Origin of the sequence: Pseudomonas wuhanensis (genome assembly GCF_030687395.1) — a bacterium.
In the GTDB taxonomy this organism is placed as follows: domain Bacteria; phylum Pseudomonadota; class Gammaproteobacteria; order Pseudomonadales; family Pseudomonadaceae; genus Aquipseudomonas; species Aquipseudomonas wuhanensis.
In genome coordinates, this window is sequence record NZ_CP117430.1 from 4863821 (window position 1) to 4884684 (window position 20864).

The window sequence follows — 20864 nt, forward strand, 5'->3', positions numbered from 1 at the left end:
CAGCCAGACATGTCCCGCAGTCCGCGTAGTCCAGGATGGTCAACGCTCCGACTTCGGTTCGGCGGATGGCTGCTGCTGACGAATTTTCTGCTGGCAGGGTTGGGCAGCGTCTGGGCCGACTGGGACTTTGCTCAGATTCTGCAAACGGCCGAAAAACGCTACGGCCCCCTTGGCCCGGCCCGGGGACGGATCGAGGCCTGGAGTCAAATGCTGCAAAGCGAACTCAACCAGCCTGAGCGCGAACAACTGAACGCGGTCAATCGCTTCTTCAATCAACAACTGAGTTTTCAGGACGACACGCGCATCTGGCGTCAGACCGATTACTGGGCCACACCAGTGGAATCCTTGATGAAAGCCGCAGGCGACTGTGAGGATTACGCCTTGGCGAAATATTTCAGCTTGCGCCACCTCGGAATTCCCAGCGAGAAACTGCGCATCACCTACGTCAAGGCCCTGACCCAGAACCAGGCGCACATGGTGTTGACCTTCTACAGCAGCCCAACGGCCGATCCGCTGGTGCTGGACAATTTGATCGGCGAGATCCGCCCCGCTTCCCAACGCAAAGACCTGTTGCCGGTGTACGCCTTCAACGCCGAAGGCCTGTACTTGCCGGGAGCCAAGGGTGGCGAACGTAGCAGCGACTCGAAAAAACTGTCGCGCTGGCAAGACGTGTTGAAAAAGATGCAATTTGAAGGGTTCGCCGTGGGCGAAGGCTAGCCGCTACTGCAAGGAGCGTTTTATGTCACTGCGCAAACAGTTGTTTCTCGCCATTTGCCTGTTCTTGCTGGTGGCCTTCGGCGGCAGTTTTTTTGTCAGCCTGGAAAGCTCTCGCGAACAGGTGCTCGGCCAGTTGCGCTCTCACGCCCAGGACGCCGCAACAGCGCTGGGCTTGTCATTGACTGCGCAGATCGACGACCCGGCGATGATCGAATTGATGGTCAGCTCTATTTTCGACAGTGGGTATTTCAGCAGCATTCGGGTCGTCGATATTGTGGATGAACGGGTGCTGGTGGAACGTAGCACCCCGGCGCAAATCGAAAGTGTTCCCGGCTGGTTCGTCAGCCTGGTGAACCTGCGCCCACAGGGTGGCGATGCATTGATCATGCGTGGCTGGGAGCAAGCGGCTCGGGTCGAAGTGCTGAGCAATCCGCAATTCGCCCTGGCCAAACTCTGGGACAGTACGCTTGGCAGCCTGATCTGGCTGTTGATTTGCGGACTGCTCAGCGCCGTGTTTGGTGGCTGGCTGTTGCGTCGCCAATTGCGCCCGCTCGACAGAATGGTCAAACAGGCTGAAGCCATCAGCAAACGCGAGTTCCACAGTTTGCCTAAACTGCCGCGCACACCGGAACTCAGACGCGTGGTACTGGCCATGAACCAAATGGTCGAGAAGCTCAGAGCGTTGTTCGCCGAAGAGGCGGCCCGCAGCGAAAAACTGCGGACCGAATCCTATCAGGACAGCCTCACGGGCCTGGCTAACCGGCGCTTGCTGGATGAACAACTGGCTGACCATTTGCTGGTCTCCGAGCAGAGCAGCGACGGCCACTTGCTAATGCTGAGGATCAACGATCTGATCGGCCTCAACCAGCGCCTGGGTGGTCAGCGCACCGATGCTTTGATCAGCGCGGTCGGCGAACTGCTCAAGCGCCTGACGCAACCACCGGAACGTCGCACCTGGCTCGCGGCACGCAATCGCGGTGGCGAATTCAGCCTGCTGATGCCGGGTCTGGACAGCACAGACGCCGCACGCCTCGCCTCCGAAATCAGCGCCACCCTGGAAAACCTGCGCCTCACCGGGACCAGCGACTGCATGCCCGTGGCGCACCTGGGCGTTGTCGCCTATCACCCCGGCGAACCGGCGAGCGACGTGCTGCTGCGCCTCGATCAGGCATTGACCCAAGCCCGGCAACATCCAGAGCGGCCATGGATACACCTGGCCCACTCCGATACTGTGCAGAACCAGTCCCAACACGACTGGCGCAGCTGGATCGACGACGCGCTGACCGAAGGCAAGCTGCAGTTGTATTTCCAACCAGTGGTGCAATGCAGCGACACCAGCCAGGTACTGCATCACAAAGTCCTCGCACGCCTGCTCGACCCGCAGGGCGAGGCAATTGCCGCCGGGCATTTCCTGCCGTGGATCGAGCGCCTTGGCTGGTCGGCGCGATTCGATCTGGCGATGCTCGAAACCACCCTTGAATACCTCGCCGCCAACCGTTGGCCGCTCGCGCTGAGCCTGTCCGGCAGCACTCTGCGCGATCAGACCCAGCTGAAACTGATCTGCGACATACTTGAATCACTGCCGGAACTGGCGCCGCTGCTGACCCTGGAAATCGACGAACGCCAACTGCCGCCCCCCGAAGAACTGCAACGCCTGAGTCACAGCCTGCTCAACACCGGTTATCGCATCGGTTTGCAGCACTTCGGCGGCAGCTTCAGCCAGATTGGTAACCTGACGCAACTGGGACTGGCTTACCTGAAAATAGACGGAGCCTACATTCGGGGTATTGATGAACAGACTGACAAGCGACTGTTCATCGAGGCAATTTTCCGGGCGACCAACAGCATTGATTTGCCGTTGATTGCCGAGATGGTGGAGACCCAGGAGGAGTTGGAAGTGATACGGGAGTTGGGGTTGTTTGGGGTGATGGGAAGACTGATTGGGCCACCGGAGCCGATGTGAGTCGCAAGGCCCGTATCATCAGATACAGCGCGTCATCGCGAGCAAGCTCGCGCCCACAGGCGTTCGGTGCTGGCGCCTCAGGGGCGGCGATCCTCGACCCGAGCCTGACTCTTGCTCCAATCGGTCAACAGGCTGTAAGCCACGGCCAACAACGTAGGGCCAATAAACAACCCGATAAACCCAAACGCAATCAACCCGCCAAACACTCCGAGCAGCACAATTACCAACGGCAAGTTCCCACCCCGACTGATCAAGTACGGCTTAAGCACGTTGTCGACCCCGCTGATAATGAACGTCCCCCAGATTCCGAGGAACACCGCCATCCCGTACTCGCCCTTCCAGGCCAACCACGCCGTGGCCGGAATCCACACCAACGGCGGCCCCATCGGAATCAGACTGAGCAAAAACGTCACAATCCCCAACACCAGCGCCCCGGGCACGCCGGCAATCAGGAAGCCGATCAATGCCAGCACTGCCTGAGCCGCCGCTGTGCCGATCACCCCGTTGACCACGCGCTGCACGGTGCCCGCCACCAATTCGATGTAGTAGCTGGCGCGGTCACCAATCAGCCGCTCCAGCAACCCATGGACAAACACCGCCAACCGCGGCCCGTCCCGGTAGAAAAAGAACACAAAGACAATACTCAGCGTCAGCTCAAGGATGCCGCCACCAATCTGCGCACTGCGCGCCAGCAACCAGTTACCGACCTGCCCCAGATAAGGCTTGATCGCCAGCATCATCGCCGCGCCTTGCTGATCGATGCTGTTCCAGATACCCACCAACCGCTCGCCGACCAAGGGAATAGCGCCCAGCCAGGCCGGTGCTTCAGGCAGACCATCGACTTGTACATCCTTGATGAACACCGTGACATCGCGTACATGATCCGCCAGGTTGAAACCCAGCCACACCAACGGTACTGCCACCAACAACATCCAGCCTAACGTCAGTAACAGCGCCGCCAGGGATTCACGGCCATTGAGCCAACGGGTCAACAAACGCATCAGCGGCCAACTGGCAAACGCCAGCACCGCGCCCCAGAACAGCGCCGACCAGAACGGCGCCATCACCCAGAAGCTCGCGCCAAATAGCACCAGAAGCAGAATCTGCACCAACAGCCGATCGTTACTGGGCATGTATGATCCCGAAAAAAGTCAGACGAAAAGGTCAGTCACCAAAGAGTAGGCGAACGCGCAGAACGCGTTCGCCCAATGAAGCTTATCGCAACAGCTCGAAGTGCAGGCCAGAGCCTTCGACGCTGCCGGTTTCCATCCGCGCCGTGCGCACGCCCTGGCTGATCAGTGCCTGGCGCCAGGCTTCGGCACTGGGCCCGGAAATGCTGACTCGCAGTGTGGTGTCCAGGTTCAGGCCTCGGGAAATCAAACGCAGCCAGGTGTCGTCAGGGTCACCGTTGAGTTTGGGGAAATCGAGTTTCCCGGTGCTTTTGAGCTGGCGCAGCAACGTCGCGGACGTCGGCAACAAATCACCCAGCGGCGCCGAGGCATCGAACTGCTCAACGTGCAGATAAGCCCTGCGATTACCGCGAGTGATGCTGTAAAGCGCCACCAGGGTGTTGTCTTGAGGCGCCGCCAGACGCAGCAGCAAATAAGCCTGCTGATTATCGGCGCCATATAGCTTGGCGTTGCCGAAGACTTCATTGGCCCACAGGCTGCTTTCCCCACAATCCCGGGCCTGACACCAGAACAACAGCTCGGCGCCCTGTTTTTGCAAGGCTTCGCGAGCGATGGTGAAGGCATCGGTCGAGGAATGCTCCGGTGGCAATTCGTAGGTCACCGAGGTGGTTTGACCCCGGGCGGTGACTTGGCCGTCAAAGCGCAACTGGCCACTGATCTTGCGGATCGAACCCAGCGGGTAGATCCGCTCAAGCTCGACAGCCGGGCGATAGTCGACGATCTGCGCATCGGCCATACGCGGCACGATCGGCAGGTCCTGACTGCCAGGGACATCAGCGGCAAATAAAAGAGGACTGAAACAACACAGTGCCAGCAAAGTGAGTGAACGCATGGATAGACTCATCGAATCAGCATGGCCTGGGCACCCTTGATGACACTGTCGTCATCGATGCGCTCGGGCACCAGTAAACCGCGTTGTACCGCAGGGCGCGCCTCCATTGTCGCCATCCAGCGCTGCAGGGCTGACAAGCCATCCACCGCGACACCGGACCATTCATGGCCACGGATCCACGGATAAGTGGCAATGTCGGCAATGCTGTACTCGCCCGCCAAAAACTCTACGGCTTGCAGACGCGTGTCGAGCACTTCATACAAGCGCCGGGTTTCATGTTGATAACGGTCGATGGCGCCCTGGAGTTTTTCCGGGAAGTAACGGAAAAACACGTTGGCCTGGCCTTGCATCGGGCCGATTCCGCCCATCTGGAACATCAGCCATTGCAACACCACCGAACGCCCCTTGGGGTCCTGTGGCAGCAGTTTGCCGGTCATCTCGGCGAGGTAAATCAGGATCGCGCCGGACTCGAACACGGCGAAATCGTCATTGGCACGGTCGACAATCGCCGGAATCCGCCCATTGGGATTGATCTTGAGGAAGTCCTCGGACTTCTGTTCCTTTTTGTCGAAACTCAAGGCATGCACCGTATAGGGCAGGCCGAGTTCCTCGAGCACGATAGAGACCTTGTGGCCATTCGGGGTCGCAGCGGTATACAGATCTATCATGGTTGTCTCCCATTTCAACCCGCCCAGCCTCGACAGTTGCCGGGCTCAAGTCAAGGAACGGCGAAGAACCGATTGAAACAGTCTGCGACAAGGTCGGCACCGGGTTCGTCATTCAGGTGCAAATGATGGCCGCCAGGCAACTGTTCACGGCTAAAGGGTAGACGTTCCAGCAACTCGGGATGTTTGGCGAGCATGCCGTCAGCCGCGACCACCAGGTGAGCAGGACAACTGACACGCTGAACGAAGGCCATCGCCTGTTCAGTGGTCAGACGTAGCGGTGATGGAAGGGTCAGGCGGTTGTCGGTGCGCCAGGTATAACCGCCCGGCACCGGCATCAAGCCGCGCTGGGCCAGCAGTTCGGCGGCTTCGCGACTGACCGCCACCAAGCCTTTCATGCGCGCTTCGATGGCGCGGTCGAGGGTGCTGTAGACCGGTTTGCGTTTTTCCCGCAGGTCCAGCTGCGCTTGCAGGGCCATGCCCATGCGCTCGGCGGCGTTTTCGCCTTTGTCTGTAGGAGGAATAATGCCGTCGATCAAAGCCAGATGAGTCACCCGCTCCGGCAACGACCCGGCCAGCACCAGCGAGACGATCGCCCCCAGGGAATGCCCCAGCAGCGCAAAACGCTTCCACCCCAACTGTTCGGCCACTTGCAGCACGTCATGGGCGTAGTCCCACAGCGCGTAACCGGCGCCGTTCGGCCGATGCCCCGAGTGACCATGCCCGGCCATGTCCAATGCGATGATGCGCAAACCCTTGAGCTTGGGCGCCAGCCGGGCAAAGCTGTTGGCATTGTCCAGCCATCCGTGCAAGGCGATCACCGGCAAGCCGTCCTCGGGACCGAACAGGTGCGCCGCCAACTCGATATGCGGCAGGCTCAAGCGAACTTCTTCAACGACGCTGCTCATGCGCAATCCTGTTGGCGGCGACCTTCCCAGCGACTGAACAGATTCTTCAGCAGCGTGGCCGTGTCTTGTGGGCGTTCGAGGGGAAACATGTGCCCGCCGGGCATGGTCAAGGACTCACCCAGAGGCATGCGCCCGACGGAACGCGCGTGATGGCGCATCACCACGCGGCTCTTGTGCCCGCGAACCACCGCCAGCGGCACTTTCAACTGCCGTGCACGACCGGGACTGGTGTGGGGCACACCGCGGTAGATACTGATTTCCGTGGCCGCATCGAAACGCAGGCGCAGCTTGCCGCCGACATTGTGCAAACCATGTTGAAGATAGGCCTCGAAGCATTCTGGATCGAAGCCACGAAACAGGGTTTTACCGGCGAAATACAAGCGCGCCGCTTCCAGATCGGCGAACTCTTCCCGTCGCCCCAACGTGCGACCAGCCGGGGTCAGACGATCAATGAAACCGAAGCGTTTGGCGGCACGGATCACCCATTGATCGGCCCGGGTCAGCACCGGCGAATCGAGCATCACCACGCCGCGATACAACTCAGGGCAACGCAAGGCGGCATGCAAGTGCAGCACGCCGCCAAAGGAGTGACCGACGCCCCAGACCGGTTCGGGCTGCTGCTTGAGGTGATGAATCAGCTCATCCACCAGATTGTTCCAGTTGTCGTCCGCTGGAAAACGCGGGTCGTGGGCGTGCTGCTCCAGATGCGTCACCTGATACTCGGGCGCCAGCGCCGCGAACAACTTGCCGTAGGTCCCCGAAGGAAAGCCATTGGCGTGGGCGAAAAATATCTGTTGCGACATACCTGCAAATCCATGAGCGAGAACGGGGGTTGATTGTCCGTAAGACCGAGTCCTACAGCAATGACCGTAACTGACAGGAATGATGACAGTCGGGTCAGGGCTATGACCATTCAGCATCCACTGAGAACCTTGTGGCGAGCGAGCTCCCTCGCCACAAAAATTCGGCGGCCATGAATCTTTGGCTCGATCAGGAATCAACGCGCCGGCGGATTCTCCCCCAACGGCACCACTGCCATGGTCAGCCGCGACACACAACTGGCCTTGCCCTCATCGCTGTTCAAACGGATATCCCAGACATGGGTGGTGCGACCAATATGAATCGCCTTGGCCACCGCCGTCACCCGCCCACTGCGCAAGCCACGCAAATGGTTGGCGTTGATTTCCAGGCCCACGCAGTAAAACTTGCTGGCGTCGATGCACAGGAAACTGGCCATCGAGCCGACGGTTTCGGCCAGCACCACCGAGGCGCCGCCGTGCAACAAACCATAGGGCTGGTGCGTGCGATGATCAATAACCATGCTCGCGGTCAGGGACTCGTCATCGAAGGTTTCGAAGCGAATATCCAGCACTTCGCCGATGGTGTTTTTCTGGATTGCGTTCAACTGCTCGACGTTGGGAGTGGTGCGCCACAGACTCATCGTTACGTTCCTTTCTTGGAGTTGTTCGTGGCTCAATCCTGCCACAGCACCGCCTCGCTACGCTCGCTCCATTCTTCGAAGCGCGCACCGTAAGCCGCTTCGATCATGTTGCGCTTGATCTTCAGGGTCGGTGTCAGAAAGCCGTTTTCCACCGCCCAACTGTCCTTGACCACCACCAGCCGACGCAAGCGCTCATGCCTGTCGAGGACGCCGTTGACCTCTTCCAGCAGTTTTTCCAGGCTTGAATGCAAACCCGCCCGGGCCGATCCATTGGCGTCCTGTTGACCTACCGCCGACAGCACGCACAGCCCCAGTGGTGCGCTCAGCCCATCGCCAACCACGCACACTTGTTCGATCCGCGCATGCACCGCCAGGCGATTTTCAATCGGTGCCGGGGCAACGTATTTGCCTTTGCTGGTTTTGAAGATTTCCTTCAGGCGCCCGGTCAGGCGCAGGTTGCCTTCGGTATCTTCCTCGCCCTTGTCACCGGTACGCAGGAAACCGTCCTCGGTGATGGCTTCGGCGGTTTTCCCAGGCTCCTTGAAATAGCCGAGCATGGTCGCGCCGCTGCGCACCAGTACTTCACCAGACGGTTCGATGCGCACTTCGACTTCCGGGCATGGCTTACCGATCCAGCCCGGTTTGTTCTGACCCGGCAGGCAGATGTGGGAATAACCGCAGCTTTCGGTCATGCCGTACACCTCCAGCACATCCAGCCCCAGTTTTTGGTACCAGAGCAGCAAGGTCTGCGGCACTGGCGCGGCGCCGGACAAGGCGATGCGCAAGGCGTCCAGCCCCAGCCCGGCGAGGACGTTGTGCCCTACCCGCTTGCCGATGAAGGGCAAGCCGAGCAGGAAGTCGAGGCGTTTTGCCGGAATCTTGCTGTAGACGCCCATCTGGAATTTGGTCCAGATCCGCGGCACGCCGAACAGCGCGGTGGGCCGGGCACGTTTTAGATCAGTGAGGAAGGTATCGAGGCTCTCGGCGAAGAACACGGTTTGCCCGGTGTAGATCGACGCCAACTCGACGAACATTCTCTCGGCGACGTGGCACAGCGGCAGGTAGGACAGCAGGCGATCCGACTCATTCAGGCCGAACAACTGCGTGCCACGGGTGGTGGCAAATCCCAGGTTGCCGAAACTGTGCATCACGCCTTTGGGCTGGCCCGTGGTGCCGGAGGTGTAAATGACGGTCGCCAGTTGATCGGCGGCGGGTTTGGGGTCGTCCTGAATCGGCGAACTGCGCTGCAGATCGGCCCAGCTGAAATCGAAGGTGCCGGCCGGGCACAGCGGCAGGCTGATGGTTGGCAGGTCGGATCTGACCCCGACGGACATGCCCGGCCAGTCATCCAGCTTGCCAATGAACACCAGCGCGGCTTCGGAATGATCAAGCACCTGGGCCACGGAATCGGCGGTCAGATTGGGATAAAGCGGCACCGAGACATGCCCGGCCATCCAGATCGCGAGGTCGGCGATGATCCAGTGGGCGCAGTTTTTCGAGATCAATGCGATGTGGCTGCCTTGCGGCAATTCGCGAGCCCGCAGCCAGTGGGCAGCGCAGCGCGCCTGATGGCCGACATCGGCCCAGGTCAGCGTTTCGACCTGACTGCCCCCGGTCGGCTGGACCAGAAAGCGCTGGCGCGGATGACGGGCTTCGCGCTCGTAGAAGACGTCCAGTGGCAAACGAAAAGCAGCGGACATGCGACTTGCTCCCTTATTTCTGATCTGGAGCAAGCGTAGTCAACCGAGCAAGTGCTTGGTTGACTATTTCACGCAAAAACCAAGAATGCCGCCGACTCTGTGGGAGCGTGGCTTGCCCGCGATGGCATCAACGCGGTTTCACTGATACACCGTGGTGTCTGCATCGCGGGCAAGCCACGCTCCCACAAAAAGCAGGTTACGGGTGTTTGATGCCGTTGAGCTTCATTGCCCCGACCAGCAGTTCATCGCCCTCAAGCTCCGCCAGCCCGGCAGTGCAGACTCTCTCCGGTTCCTGCACATGGCCATGCTGCAAATAACCCAGCAGGTTGCCGACCAGCGGGTTATGGCTGACCAGCAGCGCGTGATCCACGGACACCAACTGCTCCGCCACCGCTTGCGGATTATTGTCGGGCGTCAGCCACTCGACGGTGCGAATCTCCGGTGCAAACCCCAGCTCCTTGCGCACCAGCATTGCGGTCTCCTGTGCTCGCAGGTAAGGGCTGGCATAAATGGCAGTCAGGTGTTTGCCCTTCAATTTGGCCGCGATGCGCTTCACCTCTTTGCACCCCTTGTCGGTCAGCGCCCGCTCGGAGTCCGGGCGGGTACCGTGAGGTTCGGCTTCACCATGACGCAATACCCAGAGTTTCATAGTTTCGGTTCCTCATCTCGGGCCGGATGCGGCGCCGGCGCCACAACGTGCGGGGCTTCACCTTCCGGTGTACGCGGCGCTGGCCAGTCGGCGAACGGCCAGGGCTTCTGGTCGCTGTGAAAGCTGCCGAAACGACCGATCTGCGCCAGAAACTGGCTCAGGCTGTCGCCGAAATTCATCAGGCTGGCGCTCGGTGCGCCATATATCAAACGATAGATCAGCTGCACCAGCACCACTGCGCCGAGGATCAATTGCGCCACTTGCCAGACCAGCACATAAACAATCATCCACAGCACCCGCAGCAGGATGGATTCGTACTTGGCTTCTACTTTCGGATCATTCATGTCTTGCTCCCTGCCCTGTAGATGGGGTGTTTAGTTGAAACCGCTGGTGGAGATAAAGTCGACGTCGGTTTTAGGCTCGGCACGCATCAGTAGACCGATGACCTGCTCCAGCGTGCGCCCTTCGAAGAGGATGGCATGCAATCCGGCGACCAGCGGCATATACACGCCCGCTTCCTGCGCCTTGGCCTTGAGCACCTTGAGGGTGTTCACGCCTTCGGCGACTTCGCCAAGACGCGCCACCGCATCCTCAAGGCTCAACCCCTGGCCGAGGGCAAATCCGACCTGATAGTTGCGGCTTTTCGGCGATGAGCAGGTGACGATCAAATCGCCGACCCCCGCCAGCCCCAGGAACGTCATCGGGTTGGCGCCCTGACTCACCGCGAAGCGGGTCATTTCCGCCAGTGCCCGGGTGATCAGCATGCTCTTGGTGTTTTCACCCATGCCCAATGCCACCGCCATGCCGGCGATGATGGCGTAGACGTTTTTCAGCGCCCCGCCCAGCTCCACACCAAAGCGGTCGGCGCTGGCGTACACACGAAAGGTCTTGCCATGCAGCGCTTCCTGAACCCGTTGGCAAAGCTCTTCGTCTTCACTGGCGACCACCGTGGCGGTCAGCGCGTGTTCGGCGATTTCCCGGGCCAGATTCGGCCCGGACAGTACGCCGATGCGCGCTTGCGGAGCGATCTCTTCAAGGATCTCGCTCATCAGCTTGAACGTATGGGCTTCGATGCCTTTGGTCAGGCTCACCAGCAGTTTGCCGCGCAAACGGTCGGCGTACGGAACCAATACCGAGCGCAACGCGCTGGACGGCAGCGCGACGAAACACAGGTCGCAGGCCTCCAGGGTGGCTTGCAGGTCCGTGACCGCTTCCACCGCCGGAAGAATCTTGATGCCTTTGAGATAACGCGGGTTCTCACGATTGACCCGAATGGCCTCGGCCTGTTCGGGGTCGCGCATCCACAGCCGGACCTGATGCCCATTCTCGGCCAGCAGATTAGCCACGGCGGTACCAAAACTTCCGCCTCCCAGGACCGCAATCGGGCGCTGTTCAGTCATATGCAATCCGTTAATCCATACCAGTGGCGATGCCGGCATTATACGGAGCGGCCCGGTCGCGGCCAGCCCCAGCATCAATTACCGACACTTGTAGGAAGAAGACCAAGAAAACCGAGGAAAATGCCCACAACGTGACTGGAAAAGTCTTTGTGCTCGGTTAACATGCGCGCCAACTAATCGCTATCAAGGCCGTGCCGTGTCTTTTGGCTTTCCCTGTCCTCGCTCGCCGCTGGTATTAGCGCTGATCTTCAGCTCGCCATTGCTGGCCGACGACCTGTTCCTCGACAATGATCCATTGCCGCAAGTGCTGACGGCGACGCGCTTGAAGCAGTCGCCTGCGGCCGTGCCGGGGAGCATGACGGTGATCGACAGCGAACTGATCAATGCCAGCGGCGCGCGGGACATCAGCGAATTGCTGCGGCTGGTGCCGGGAATGATGGTCGGTAATATCAGCGGCAATCAGGCGGCGGTGAATTACCACGGCACCAACGCCAGCGAAGCGCGGCGCATGCAAGTGTTGATCGACGGCCGCTCGGTGTACCGCGCAGGCCTGGCCACGGTGGACTGGAGTGATATTCCGGTGGCCATGGAAGACATCGAGCGCATCGAGGTTTTCCGTGGCCCGAACACCGTCAGCTACGGCGCCAACGCGCTGATGGCGGTGGTCAATATCATCACCCGCAAACCGGCCGACAGCCACGGCACGCGGCTGAAAGTCACCCGTGGCCAGCGCGGTATCAACGATTTCTACGCCAGCCAGGGCATGGGCTGGGACAGCGGCGATTTGCGCCTGTCGTTGTCCGGCCAGCAAGACGATGGCTTCGACTCGGATCGCACCGGCGCCGATTACCGCGACAGCCGTCGCTTGAACCGCTTCAGCCTCGCCGTCAGCCAGACGCTCAATGAAAACCAGAGCATCGACTGGCAACTGAATGCCAAGGACGGGACCAACCAGAGGCCATATACCTACCGTCCGGTGTTCTCAGGGATTACCGCCGCCGGGGACAATTCCGACGTCATCGCCAAGGACTATGCCGGCTCACTGCGCTGGAACCTGGACATCAACCCCGATCACAGCCTTTATATTCAAGGCTCGGCGCAACACTGGGATCGTCAGCAGACCTGGCGTGCCTGCGATGCAGAGATATCCTTCAGCCCAGAGCTGACCCAACTTTGGCAGCTCAATCCCAATTACACCGAGCGTCTGGCGCGCAACATCGCACGTTTCACCGACCGCGGCGCGCCCCCTGGCACGGCGGCGGAACAAGCCCTGGCCAATCAGGTACTGGCGCAATGGCGAAACGGTGCCAGCCAAACGCTGTGCGGCGACATCGACCAGAGCACCCGAGAATCACGCTACGACGTCGAACTGCAAGACACCCTCAGCCTGTCCGACACCCTGCGGCTGGTCAGCGGCATGAACTATCGTTACGACCGGGCCAACTCTGAGACCTATTTCAATGGAACGCTCGACGACACCACTTGGCGAGCGTTTGGCCAACTCGAATGGCGCGCTACCGAGCACTGGTTGCTGCAAGGCGGGGCGATGTTCGAAGACACGCAATTGACCGGCAGTTCGCTGACCCCACGGGTGGCGGTCAACTACCTGATCACCCCTCGTCACGGCTTGCGCGCGGTGTATTCGGAAGCCGTCCGCTCACCGGACATGTTCGAAAACAGCGTCAACTGGAGCTATCAGGTGACCAACCTGCACCCCAGTGCCTACGGCCAGAGCAGCGCCCGCTATTTCGTCAGGACCCGTGGCCCGGGCGACCTCGAACAGGAACGCATGCGTTCCCGGGAACTGGGCTACAACGGTTACTTCACAGAGTGGGGGCTGACGGTCGATGTAAAGCTGTTCTACGACGAAATCAACGGCATGATCAGCGAACCTCTGCGCAACAATCAGTACATCGCCAGTAACTCAAACAGTTCGCGCTTCAGCGGGACTGAAACCCAGCTGGACTGGCGCGTCGGCAGCGCCGACCGTCTGCGCCTGACCTATGCCTACGTCGATGCCGAGGCCAGTAACCCGCTGGATGCACAACAGACCGCGCGCAACAGCGGCTCCGCCGGTTGGCTACGCAGTTGGGGCCAGGGCTGGAACAGCGCGCTCTTCTACTATGGTGCCGACGCCCTCAACGGTTATCGCTTCGAACGGGTCGACACGCGCATCGCCAAACGCGTCGGTTTGGGCAAGGCCAATCTGGAGCTGGCCGGGGTCCTCCAGCAACGCCTCGACAATCAGCCCACCACCTTCGTCGACAACAACTACGACAATCGCCGGGTGCTCTACTTCAGCGCGGAGCTGGAGTTCTAAGATGCAGCATCGCCCGTCACCGAAAACGCCAACCCTTGGCCGCCTGCTGGCCGGGTTGTGTCTGGTGTTTACCGGGCTGCTATGCAATCTGCCGGCACGGGCCGCTGACATTCTGCTGACCGGTGCCGAGGACAGCCCCGGCGTGCAGTCTTTCGTTCAGGCCCTCAGCGAGTTGCGCCCCACCGACAGCGTGCGCTTCCAGCCTGTCGCCAGCCTGCCGGCGCCAGGCCAACTACCCGTCGACACCCGCCTGGTTCTGCTCGACTTGCCCAGCCTCGACTGGCGCCTGCAAGACGCACAGGGCCCGGCAACGCTGGTGCTGCGCATCAGCCGCCTGCAAGCCCGCCGACGCTTGGGCAATGAAATGCCTCCGCACCTCAGCCTGCTCTGGAGCGATCCGCCGCTGGACCGACAGTTGCGCCTGACCCGATTGCTTCTGCCTGAGGCCCGGCGGGTCGGCGTGCTGTTCGACAGCCACAGCGAATTCTTGTTGAAGGAACTGCGTCAGGCCGCCCTGCCCCTGGGCCTTGAAGTGGTCACCGAGCGTTGGGATAACACCCATGACAGCCGCCCCTTGCAGGCCCTGCTGAAGAACAGTGATGTGCTGCTGGGCCTGGACGACCCTGATCTGTACAACCCGAAAACCGTGAAAAACCTGCTGCTCAGCAGCTATGCGCGGCAACTGGCGCTGATCGGTCCCAACGCAGCCTTCGTCAGGGCTGGGAGCCTGGCCAGTACTTACAGCGACCAGAGCGATTGGCTGAAGATTCTCGACGAGCTGCTCGACCGCCCCTCGAGCACCTGGCCGCGCGCACTGTATCCGCAACACTTCAAGGTCTTAAGCAACCCGCAAGTGACTCGTTCATTAAGTATTGAACCGATGAATGAGGCCTCTGTCGCAACACAGCTGGCCGAAGGAGAACGCCGCCCATGACCTTCCGTCGCGGTTGGGACATCAATACCCGCACCCAGATCATCAGCCTGGGCCCGGCCCTGTTGCTGACGTTGCTGCTGATCAGTTTTTTCACCTTCGTGCGGATCCAGGACCTGCGTCAGGAACTCAATCACACCGGTCAGCTGATCGCCAATCAACTGGCGCCGGCCACCGAATACGGGGTAATTTCGGGCAACAACGAGGTGCTCGAAAGTTTGCTCAAGGCCACTCTGGCCACGCCCAACGTGCGTTTTCTGGAAGTACAGGACAGCGCCAACCGGATTCTGGTGTACGTCGAGCAGCCGTCGGAAGCCCACAACCGCTCGCATCAGGTCGAAGTGTTCCAGGCACCGGTGCGCCTGCAACGCATCGCGCTCAACAATGACTTCTTCCAGAACAGCCGTACCGTCGCCAGCGCGCCAGGAGAGGATTATCTGGGCCGGGTGATTGTCGGCCTGTCCAATGACGCCTTCAACCAGCGCCAGCAGGAAATCCTCTTCAAGGCCGGGATCCTCGCCTTGTTCGCTCTGCTGTTTACGTTCCTGCTGGCCCGGCGTCTGGCTGGCAGCCTGTCGCAACCGATCCACGACATCGGCAATGCGGTCAAGGCGATCCAGAAAGGCGACTACAAAACGCCCCTGCCGATTGTCGACGACACTGAACTGGGCGCCCTGTCGCAGCACATCAACAACCTTGCCCAAGGCCTTGAGCAAGCCAGTCGCGAACAGCATCAGGCCATGGCGCAATTGATCCAGACCCGCGAGGAAGCGGAAAAGGCCAACAACGCCAAATCAGATTTCCTCGCGATGATGAGTCACGAATTGCGCACGCCGATGAATGGCGTGCTGGGCATGCTGCAACTGCTGGAAACCACCGAGATGACCGAGGAGCAGATCGAGTACGCGGCGCTGGCTTCGGAATCCACCGAACACCTGCTCAAAGTGATCAACGACATTCTCGATTTCTCGCGCATCGAGCGTTCGGAACTGGAGTTGGAGCACATTCCATTCAACCTCGCGGAGCTGATCGGCAGTTGCGCCCAGTCGTTCCAGCACAGCGCGGCGCAACGCGGGCTAGAACTGCAACTGCGGATACCCGAGGACATGCGCGCCCTTCAGGTTCAAGGCGATCCGACGCGGATCCGGCAAATTCTGGTCAATCTGGTCGGCAACGCGCTGAAATTCACCGAACGGGGCCGCGTCACGATCGAATCGCAGTGGCAGTCCCTGGATCACGAACTGCTGTGGTTCACCTGCACTGTGCGCGACAGCGGAATCGGCATCCCGCCCGAAAGCCTGGAATTGATGTTCAACGCGTTCCAGCAAGCCGACAGTTCTATTTCAAGACGTTACGGGGGCACCGGACTGGGGCTGCCGATTGCCCGCACTCTGGCTGAGCGGATGGGCGGCACCTTGCGCGCTCAGAGCGAAGAAGGCGTTGGCTCGGTGTTCACCCTGGAAATTCCTTTGGCTCTGTACAAGCAGCCACTGCCGGTGCCGACGCCACGAGGACATACCGGCAATGATCACGGCGAAGGTCGCGATGTGCTGCTGGTGGAGGACAACGCGGTCAACCGCACCGTTGTCGAAGCAATGTTGCGCAGTCTGGGCTTTACTGTCAGCGTCGTCACCGATGGGGCACAAGCGGTGCGTAGCGCCGAGAGCCTGATTTTCGACGCGATTCTGATGGACTGCCGACTGCCGGTCATCGACGGCTACGAGGCCACCCGACAGATCCGCCGACTGCCCGGCTGTGCTGACGTGCCGATCATCGCCCTGACGGCCAATGCCTTGCAGGGCGACCGTGAAGCCTGTTTATCGGCGGGAATGAACGATTACCTGGCCAAGCCCTTCAAACGCACTGATCTGCAGCAAATTCTGCAGCGATGGGTGCAGTAGTACAGGCCTTTCGGCTATCTGCGACTGGCGTGAAAGACGAAAGTGCGGCAGTCTTAGGCACCCGAACAGGCCCGAAAAGGGGCTTGAATAATAATTTCAGTGCACAAGTGTACATTCATGTCCTTGGTGCTGTGACTTTCACCACAACGCAATAGTCTATGAGTAGGCTGCTGACTCGAGGCATGAACGCTTCGATCGGCCGGGAAGATTCGCCCCACCCTGCCGCATGGACTATTGAGGAGCTCGCATGACCAAACAAAACGCCTTTACCCGGGAAGACCTGCTGCGCTGCAGTCGTGGTGAGTTGTTCGGCCCGGGTAACGCGCAACTGCCCGCCCCGAACATGCTGATGGTCGATCGCATCACTCATATCAGCGAAGAGGGTGGCAAGTACGGCAAAGGTGAATTGGTCGCCGAGCTGGATATCACTCCAGACCTGTGGTTCTTCGCCTGCCACTTCGAAGGTGATCCGGTAATGCCGGGCTGCCTGGGCCTTGATGCCATGTGGCAACTGGTCGGTTTTTTCCTCGGCTGGCAAGGCTTGCCGGGCCGCGGACGCGCCCTGGGTTCGGGCGAAGTTAAATTCTTTGGCCAGGTACTGCCGACCGCCAAGAAAGTCACCTATAACATCCATATCAAACGCGTCCTGAAGGGCAAGCTGAACATGGCCATTGCCGATGGTTCGGTGACCGTCGACGGCCGCGAAATTTATACCGCCGAAGGCCTTCGGGTCGGCGTTTTCACCTCCACTGACAACTTCTAAGGGTTATCCGCATGCGCCGCGTCGTTATCACTGGTCTGGGCATCGTTTCGTGCCTGGGCAATGACAAAGAGACCGTCTCCGCTAACCTGCGTGCAAGCCGCCCTGGCATCCGGTTCAACCCGGAATATGCCGAAATGGGTCTGCGTAGCCAGGTTTCCGGCTCCATTGACCTTCCCCTCGAAGAGCTGATCGATCGCAAGATCTATCGCTTCGTCGGCCACGCGGCGGCTTACGCCTACCTGGCCATGAAAGATGCCATCGCTGACTCCGGCCTGACCGAAGAGCAAGTGTCCAACCCGCGTACCGGTCTGATCGCCGGTTCCGGTGGTGCCTCCACGCTGAACCAGATGGAAGCGCTGGACATCCTGCGCGAGAAAGGCGTCAAGCGCGTCGGCCCATATCGCGTAACGCGGACCATGAGCAGCACTGTTTCCGCCTGCCTGGCCACCCCGTTCAAGATCAAGGGCCTGAACTACTCCATCGCTTCTGCCTGCGCCACCAGTGCCCACTGCATCGGTACGGCCATGGAACAGATCCAGATGGGCAAGCAGGACATCGTGTTCGCCGGCGGCGGTGAAGAAGAGCATTGGAGCCAATCGTTCCTGTTCGACGCCATGGGCGCACTGTCCAGCCAGTACAACGAAACCCCGGAAAAAGCTTCCCGCGCCTACGACGCCAAGCGTGACGGTTTCGTCATCGCCGGCGGTGGCGGCATGGTCGTGGTCGAAGAGCTGGAACACGCTCTGGCCCGCGGCGCGAAGATCTACGCGGAAATCGTTGGCTACGGAGCGACCTCCGACGGCTACGACATGGTCGCCCCAAGCGGCGAAGGCGCCATCCGCTGCATGCAGATGGCCATGTCCACCGTCGACGCACCGATCGACTACCTGAACACCCACGGCACCTCGACTCCGGTCGGCGACGTCATGGAAATGAAAGGTGTGCGTGAAGTGTTCGGCGACAAGGCTCCGGCCATCAGCTCCACCAAGAGCCTGTCGGGTCACTCCCTGGGCGCCGCCGGCGTTCACGAAGCGATCTACTGCATGCTGATGATGGAAGGCAACTTCATGGCAGGCTCCGCCAACATCGACGAACTGGACCCGGAAGTGGCAGACATGCCAATCCTGACCAAGACTCGCGAAGACGCCACCATCAACACCGTGATGAGCAACAGCTTCGGCTTCGGTGGCACCAACGCCACGCTGGTACTGAAGCGCTGGCAGGGCAAGTAATACCCCGCCGCTTCGCCGCAAACAAAAACGCCCCGACTGGTTCGGGGCGTTTTTTTGTGCCTGAAATAATTAATCGGGCAAGGCGTAAAACCTGTGGGAGCTGGCTTGCCTGCGATAGCGGTGTGTCAGGCAACATCAATGTCTGATGTGCCGACGTCATCGCGGGCAAGCCAGCTCCCACAGTTTCTGCGATGTTTAATCCATCAGGCTCGAACCGCGGTTTTCTTCCTCTCGAACATGAAACATTTGTCATGAAACTCAATGGCCTGCGACTGAATGTCGCGTATTTCGCGGGCTGCAGGACTTTTGCCGATTTCGCAAAAATTCGTTACCGAACTCAGTCGTTTACTTAGCAGGCTAACCAAACATATAACAAAGACCTGCACACGCCTTGCTGCAGATAACAGAGATTGGAGCTAGCAGATGACTGTAAAAGTAACTGAACGCGACGATTCACATATGTCCCATGAAGGCATCGCCGCCGGTATCCGCATCTGGGATGTACATCAACAAGACCTGCTGGTCGGGATGTTCCACTCCGAGACCGAAGCCCACAAATACAAGGCCGAACTGGAAACACTGGAGCAGCAGCGCGAAGCACGCTCTGCATAACGAACGCATTGAAATCAACAAAACCCTTGTATCAGTGGGAACTTGTGGCGAGGGAGCTTGCTCCCGCTTGAGTGCCGTAGCACTCACAAAAATCGGCAATTATTGTCAGATTTTTGGGGCCGCTACGCAGCCCGGCGCGAGCAAGCTCGCTCGCCACAACGGCTTACCACATCAGATCGTCAGGGATCTGATAGGCCGCGTACGGATCGTCCTCGGCAGCGACTTCTTCCTTCTTGACGTTCAGCTGCACGATCCGTTGTGGATCGCGTTCCTGGATCTTCAGGGCCGCCTCACGGGGGATCACTTCGTAACCGCCGGCGTGGTGCACGATCGCCAGGAAGCCATTGCTCAGCTGGTTGCGCATCAGCGTGTTGACGGAGATGCGCTTGACCTTCTTGTCATCGACGAAGTTGTAGTAGTCCTCGGTGGTCAGCTTGGGCAGGCGTGAGACTTCGATCAATTGCTTGACCTGAGCGGCGCGGGCCTTCGCTTCGGCCTTCTCCTGCTGCTGGCGGTTCAGCTCCTGATCGCGCTTGACCTTCTCGGCCATGGCTTCCTGAGCGGCACGCTGCTGGGAGTCATCGAGTTCGATCTGGCCTTTGTGGGCCAGACGTTGCTGCTTCTGCTTCTCTTTGCCGACCTGTTTGGCCTGCTTTTGATTGACCAGCCCTGCTTTGAGCAACTGGTCGCGAAGGGAAATGCTCATGGTGCTTATTTCTCACTTAGGCAACTGCTCAACCGCAGCTGGGCAAATTCTTTTCCTGACGTTTGGCTTCGCCCCACAAGGCGTCCAACTCTTCGAGGGTGCAATCTTCTATGGGACGGTGGGTGTCGCGCAATGCCTGTTCGATAAAACGGAAGCGTCTTTCAAATTTTGAGTTAGCGCCGCGCAGTGCGGTTTCCGGATCGACCTTGAGGTGTCGCGCCAGATTGACCACGGAAAACAGCAAGTCGCCGACTTCATCGGCAATCGCTGCCGAGTCATTGTCGGCCATGGCTTCGAGCACTTCATCGAGCTCTTCGCGAACCTTGTCGAGCACCGGCAAGGCGTCCGGCCAGTCGAAACCGACCTGCCCTGCACGCTTCTGCAGTTTTGCCGAACGGGACAGCGCCGGTAACGCGGCAGGCACGTCGTCGAGCAAGGACAACTGCTCCGGCGCCGAAGACTTCTCGGCGCGCTCTTCAGCCTTGATCTCTTCCCAGCGTTGCTTGACCTGCTCTTCATTCAGTCGCGGGATGTCCAGCGGCGCATACAGATCACCGGTGGGGAACACGTGAGGATGACGACGGATCAGCTTGCGCGTGATGCTGTCGACCACGCCATCGAACTCGAAACGCCCTTCTTCCCGAGCCAGTTGGCTGTAATAAACCACCTGGAACAGCAAGTCGCCCAACTCACCCTGCAAATGATCGAAGTCCCCGCGCTCGATGGCATCGGCGACTTCGTAGGCTTCTTCCAGGGTGTGCGGGACGATGGTCGCGTAGGTTTGCTTGATGTCCCACGGGCAGCCGTACTGCGGATCGCGCAGACGGTTCATCAGGTGCAGCAAGTCTTCAAGTGAATACATCTTTTAATCTCTACATACCTGTAGGACCGAGGCTTGCCCGCAAAGGCGGAAAACCTGACACACCGCCTTCGC

Annotated in this window: 20 protein-coding genes; 8 read left to right on the forward strand and 12 right to left on the reverse strand. The window is 59.8% G+C overall.

What is annotated here, in order from left to right; genetic code table 11:
• The first annotated feature begins 9 nt into the window (after nt 1-9).
• Both lapG and lapD read left to right on the forward strand, forming a co-directional pair.
• A complete protein-coding gene (lapG, locus tag PSH88_RS22460; RefSeq protein WP_305422733.1) occupies nt 10-717 on the forward strand; it encodes a cysteine protease LapG in 708 nt (235 codons plus the stop codon).
• 22 nt (nt 718-739) lie between these two features.
• Nucleotides 740-2680, forward strand: coding sequence for a cyclic di-GMP receptor LapD (gene lapD, locus PSH88_RS22465; RefSeq protein WP_305422734.1), 1941 nt, complete (start codon nt 740-742; stop codon nt 2678-2680).
• Between the two features lie 77 nt (nt 2681-2757).
• Here the strand turns inward: lapD and PSH88_RS22470 are convergent, their stop codons facing one another.
• The 10 genes from PSH88_RS22470 to PSH88_RS22515 form a co-directional block, all read right to left on the reverse strand.
• Nucleotides 2758-3813 (reverse strand): AI-2E family transporter, encoded by a 1056-nt coding sequence (locus PSH88_RS22470; RefSeq protein WP_305422735.1) that lies wholly within the window; start codon nt 3811-3813, stop codon nt 2758-2760.
• 82 nt (nt 3814-3895) lie between these two features.
• The gene (locus tag PSH88_RS22475) at nt 3896-4702 is read right to left on the reverse strand and encodes a DUF4892 domain-containing protein (protein WP_305422737.1); all 807 of its coding nucleotides are present in this window, start codon (nt 4700-4702) and stop codon (nt 3896-3898) included.
• Between the two features lie 8 nt (nt 4703-4710).
• Entirely contained in the window at nt 4711-5370 is a 660-nt protein-coding gene (locus tag PSH88_RS22480) for a glutathione S-transferase family protein (protein WP_305422738.1), read from the reverse strand.
• Nucleotides 5371-5420: 50 nt separating this feature from the next.
• Nucleotides 5421-6275 carry an alpha/beta hydrolase gene (locus PSH88_RS22485; RefSeq protein ID WP_305422741.1) on the reverse strand — a complete coding sequence of 285 codons (855 nt, stop codon included), beginning with the start codon at nt 6273-6275 and terminating at the stop codon, nt 5421-5423.
• Nucleotides 6272-7078: an alpha/beta fold hydrolase gene (locus PSH88_RS22490; protein WP_305422742.1), complete on the reverse strand. Its 807-nt coding sequence runs from the start codon at nt 7076-7078 to the stop codon at nt 6272-6274. Before PSH88_RS22490 ends, PSH88_RS22485 begins: the two co-directional genes overlap by 4 nt.
• Nucleotides 7079-7272: 194 nt before the next feature.
• Nucleotides 7273-7716, reverse strand: coding sequence for a hotdog fold thioesterase (locus tag PSH88_RS22495; protein ID WP_305422744.1), 444 nt, complete (start codon nt 7714-7716; stop codon nt 7273-7275).
• Nucleotides 7717-7748: 32 nt separating this feature from the next.
• Nucleotides 7749-9416 (reverse strand): AMP-binding protein, encoded by a 1668-nt coding sequence (locus tag PSH88_RS22500; RefSeq protein ID WP_305422746.1) that lies wholly within the window; start codon nt 9414-9416, stop codon nt 7749-7751.
• Nucleotides 9417-9612: 196 nt separating this feature from the next.
• Nucleotides 9613-10065, reverse strand: a complete 453-nt coding sequence (gene sixA, locus PSH88_RS22505) for a phosphohistidine phosphatase SixA (protein ID WP_305422747.1) — start codon at nt 10063-10065, stop codon at nt 9613-9615.
• Entirely contained in the window at nt 10062-10409 is a 348-nt protein-coding gene (locus PSH88_RS22510) for a DUF4389 domain-containing protein (protein ID WP_305422748.1), read from the reverse strand. The genes sixA and PSH88_RS22510 overlap by 4 nt, the downstream gene beginning before the upstream one ends.
• Nucleotides 10410-10439: 30 nt before the next feature.
• Nucleotides 10440-11465: an NAD(P)H-dependent glycerol-3-phosphate dehydrogenase gene (locus PSH88_RS22515; protein ID WP_305422749.1), complete on the reverse strand. Its 1026-nt coding sequence runs from the start codon at nt 11463-11465 to the stop codon at nt 10440-10442.
• 196 nt (nt 11466-11661) lie between these two features.
• On the opposite strand from PSH88_RS22515, the gene PSH88_RS22520 reads away from it, so the two are divergent.
• The 6 genes from PSH88_RS22520 (at nt 11662) to PSH88_RS22545 (ending at nt 19224) form a co-directional block, all read left to right on the forward strand.
• Nucleotides 11662-13785 (forward strand): TonB-dependent receptor plug domain-containing protein, encoded by a 2124-nt coding sequence (locus PSH88_RS22520; protein ID WP_305422750.1) that lies wholly within the window; start codon nt 11662-11664, stop codon nt 13783-13785.
• Nucleotide 13786: 1 nt separating this feature from the next.
• Nucleotides 13787-14719 carry an ABC transporter substrate-binding protein gene (locus tag PSH88_RS22525; protein ID WP_305422751.1) on the forward strand — a complete coding sequence of 311 codons (933 nt, stop codon included), beginning with the start codon at nt 13787-13789 and terminating at the stop codon, nt 14717-14719.
• Nucleotides 14716-16617, forward strand: a complete 1902-nt coding sequence (locus tag PSH88_RS22530; RefSeq protein WP_305422753.1) for an ATP-binding protein — start codon at nt 14716-14718, stop codon at nt 16615-16617. The genes PSH88_RS22525 and PSH88_RS22530 overlap by 4 nt, the downstream gene beginning before the upstream one ends.
• 247 nt (nt 16618-16864) lie before the next feature.
• Nucleotides 16865-17380, forward strand: coding sequence for a 3-hydroxyacyl-[acyl-carrier-protein] dehydratase FabA (gene fabA / locus PSH88_RS22535; protein ID WP_007899046.1), 516 nt, complete (start codon nt 16865-16867; stop codon nt 17378-17380).
• Between the two features lie 11 nt (nt 17381-17391).
• Nucleotides 17392-18612 carry a beta-ketoacyl-ACP synthase I gene (gene fabB / locus PSH88_RS22540; protein WP_305483380.1) on the forward strand — a complete coding sequence of 407 codons (1221 nt, stop codon included), beginning with the start codon at nt 17392-17394 and terminating at the stop codon, nt 18610-18612.
• A 423-nt stretch (nt 18613-19035) separates the two neighbouring features.
• Nucleotides 19036-19224, forward strand: a complete 189-nt coding sequence (locus tag PSH88_RS22545; RefSeq protein WP_008011665.1) for a hypothetical protein — start codon at nt 19036-19038, stop codon at nt 19222-19224.
• A 163-nt stretch (nt 19225-19387) separates the two neighbouring features.
• Here the strand turns inward: PSH88_RS22545 and PSH88_RS22550 are convergent, their stop codons facing one another.
• Nucleotides 19388-19930 (reverse strand): DUF2058 domain-containing protein, encoded by a 543-nt coding sequence (locus tag PSH88_RS22550; protein WP_305422754.1) that lies wholly within the window; start codon nt 19928-19930, stop codon nt 19388-19390.
• Between the two features lie 28 nt (nt 19931-19958).
• The gene (mazG, locus tag PSH88_RS22555) at nt 19959-20792 is read right to left on the reverse strand and encodes a nucleoside triphosphate pyrophosphohydrolase (RefSeq protein WP_007899059.1); all 834 of its coding nucleotides are present in this window, start codon (nt 20790-20792) and stop codon (nt 19959-19961) included.
• Nucleotides 20793-20864 lie beyond the last annotated feature (72 nt).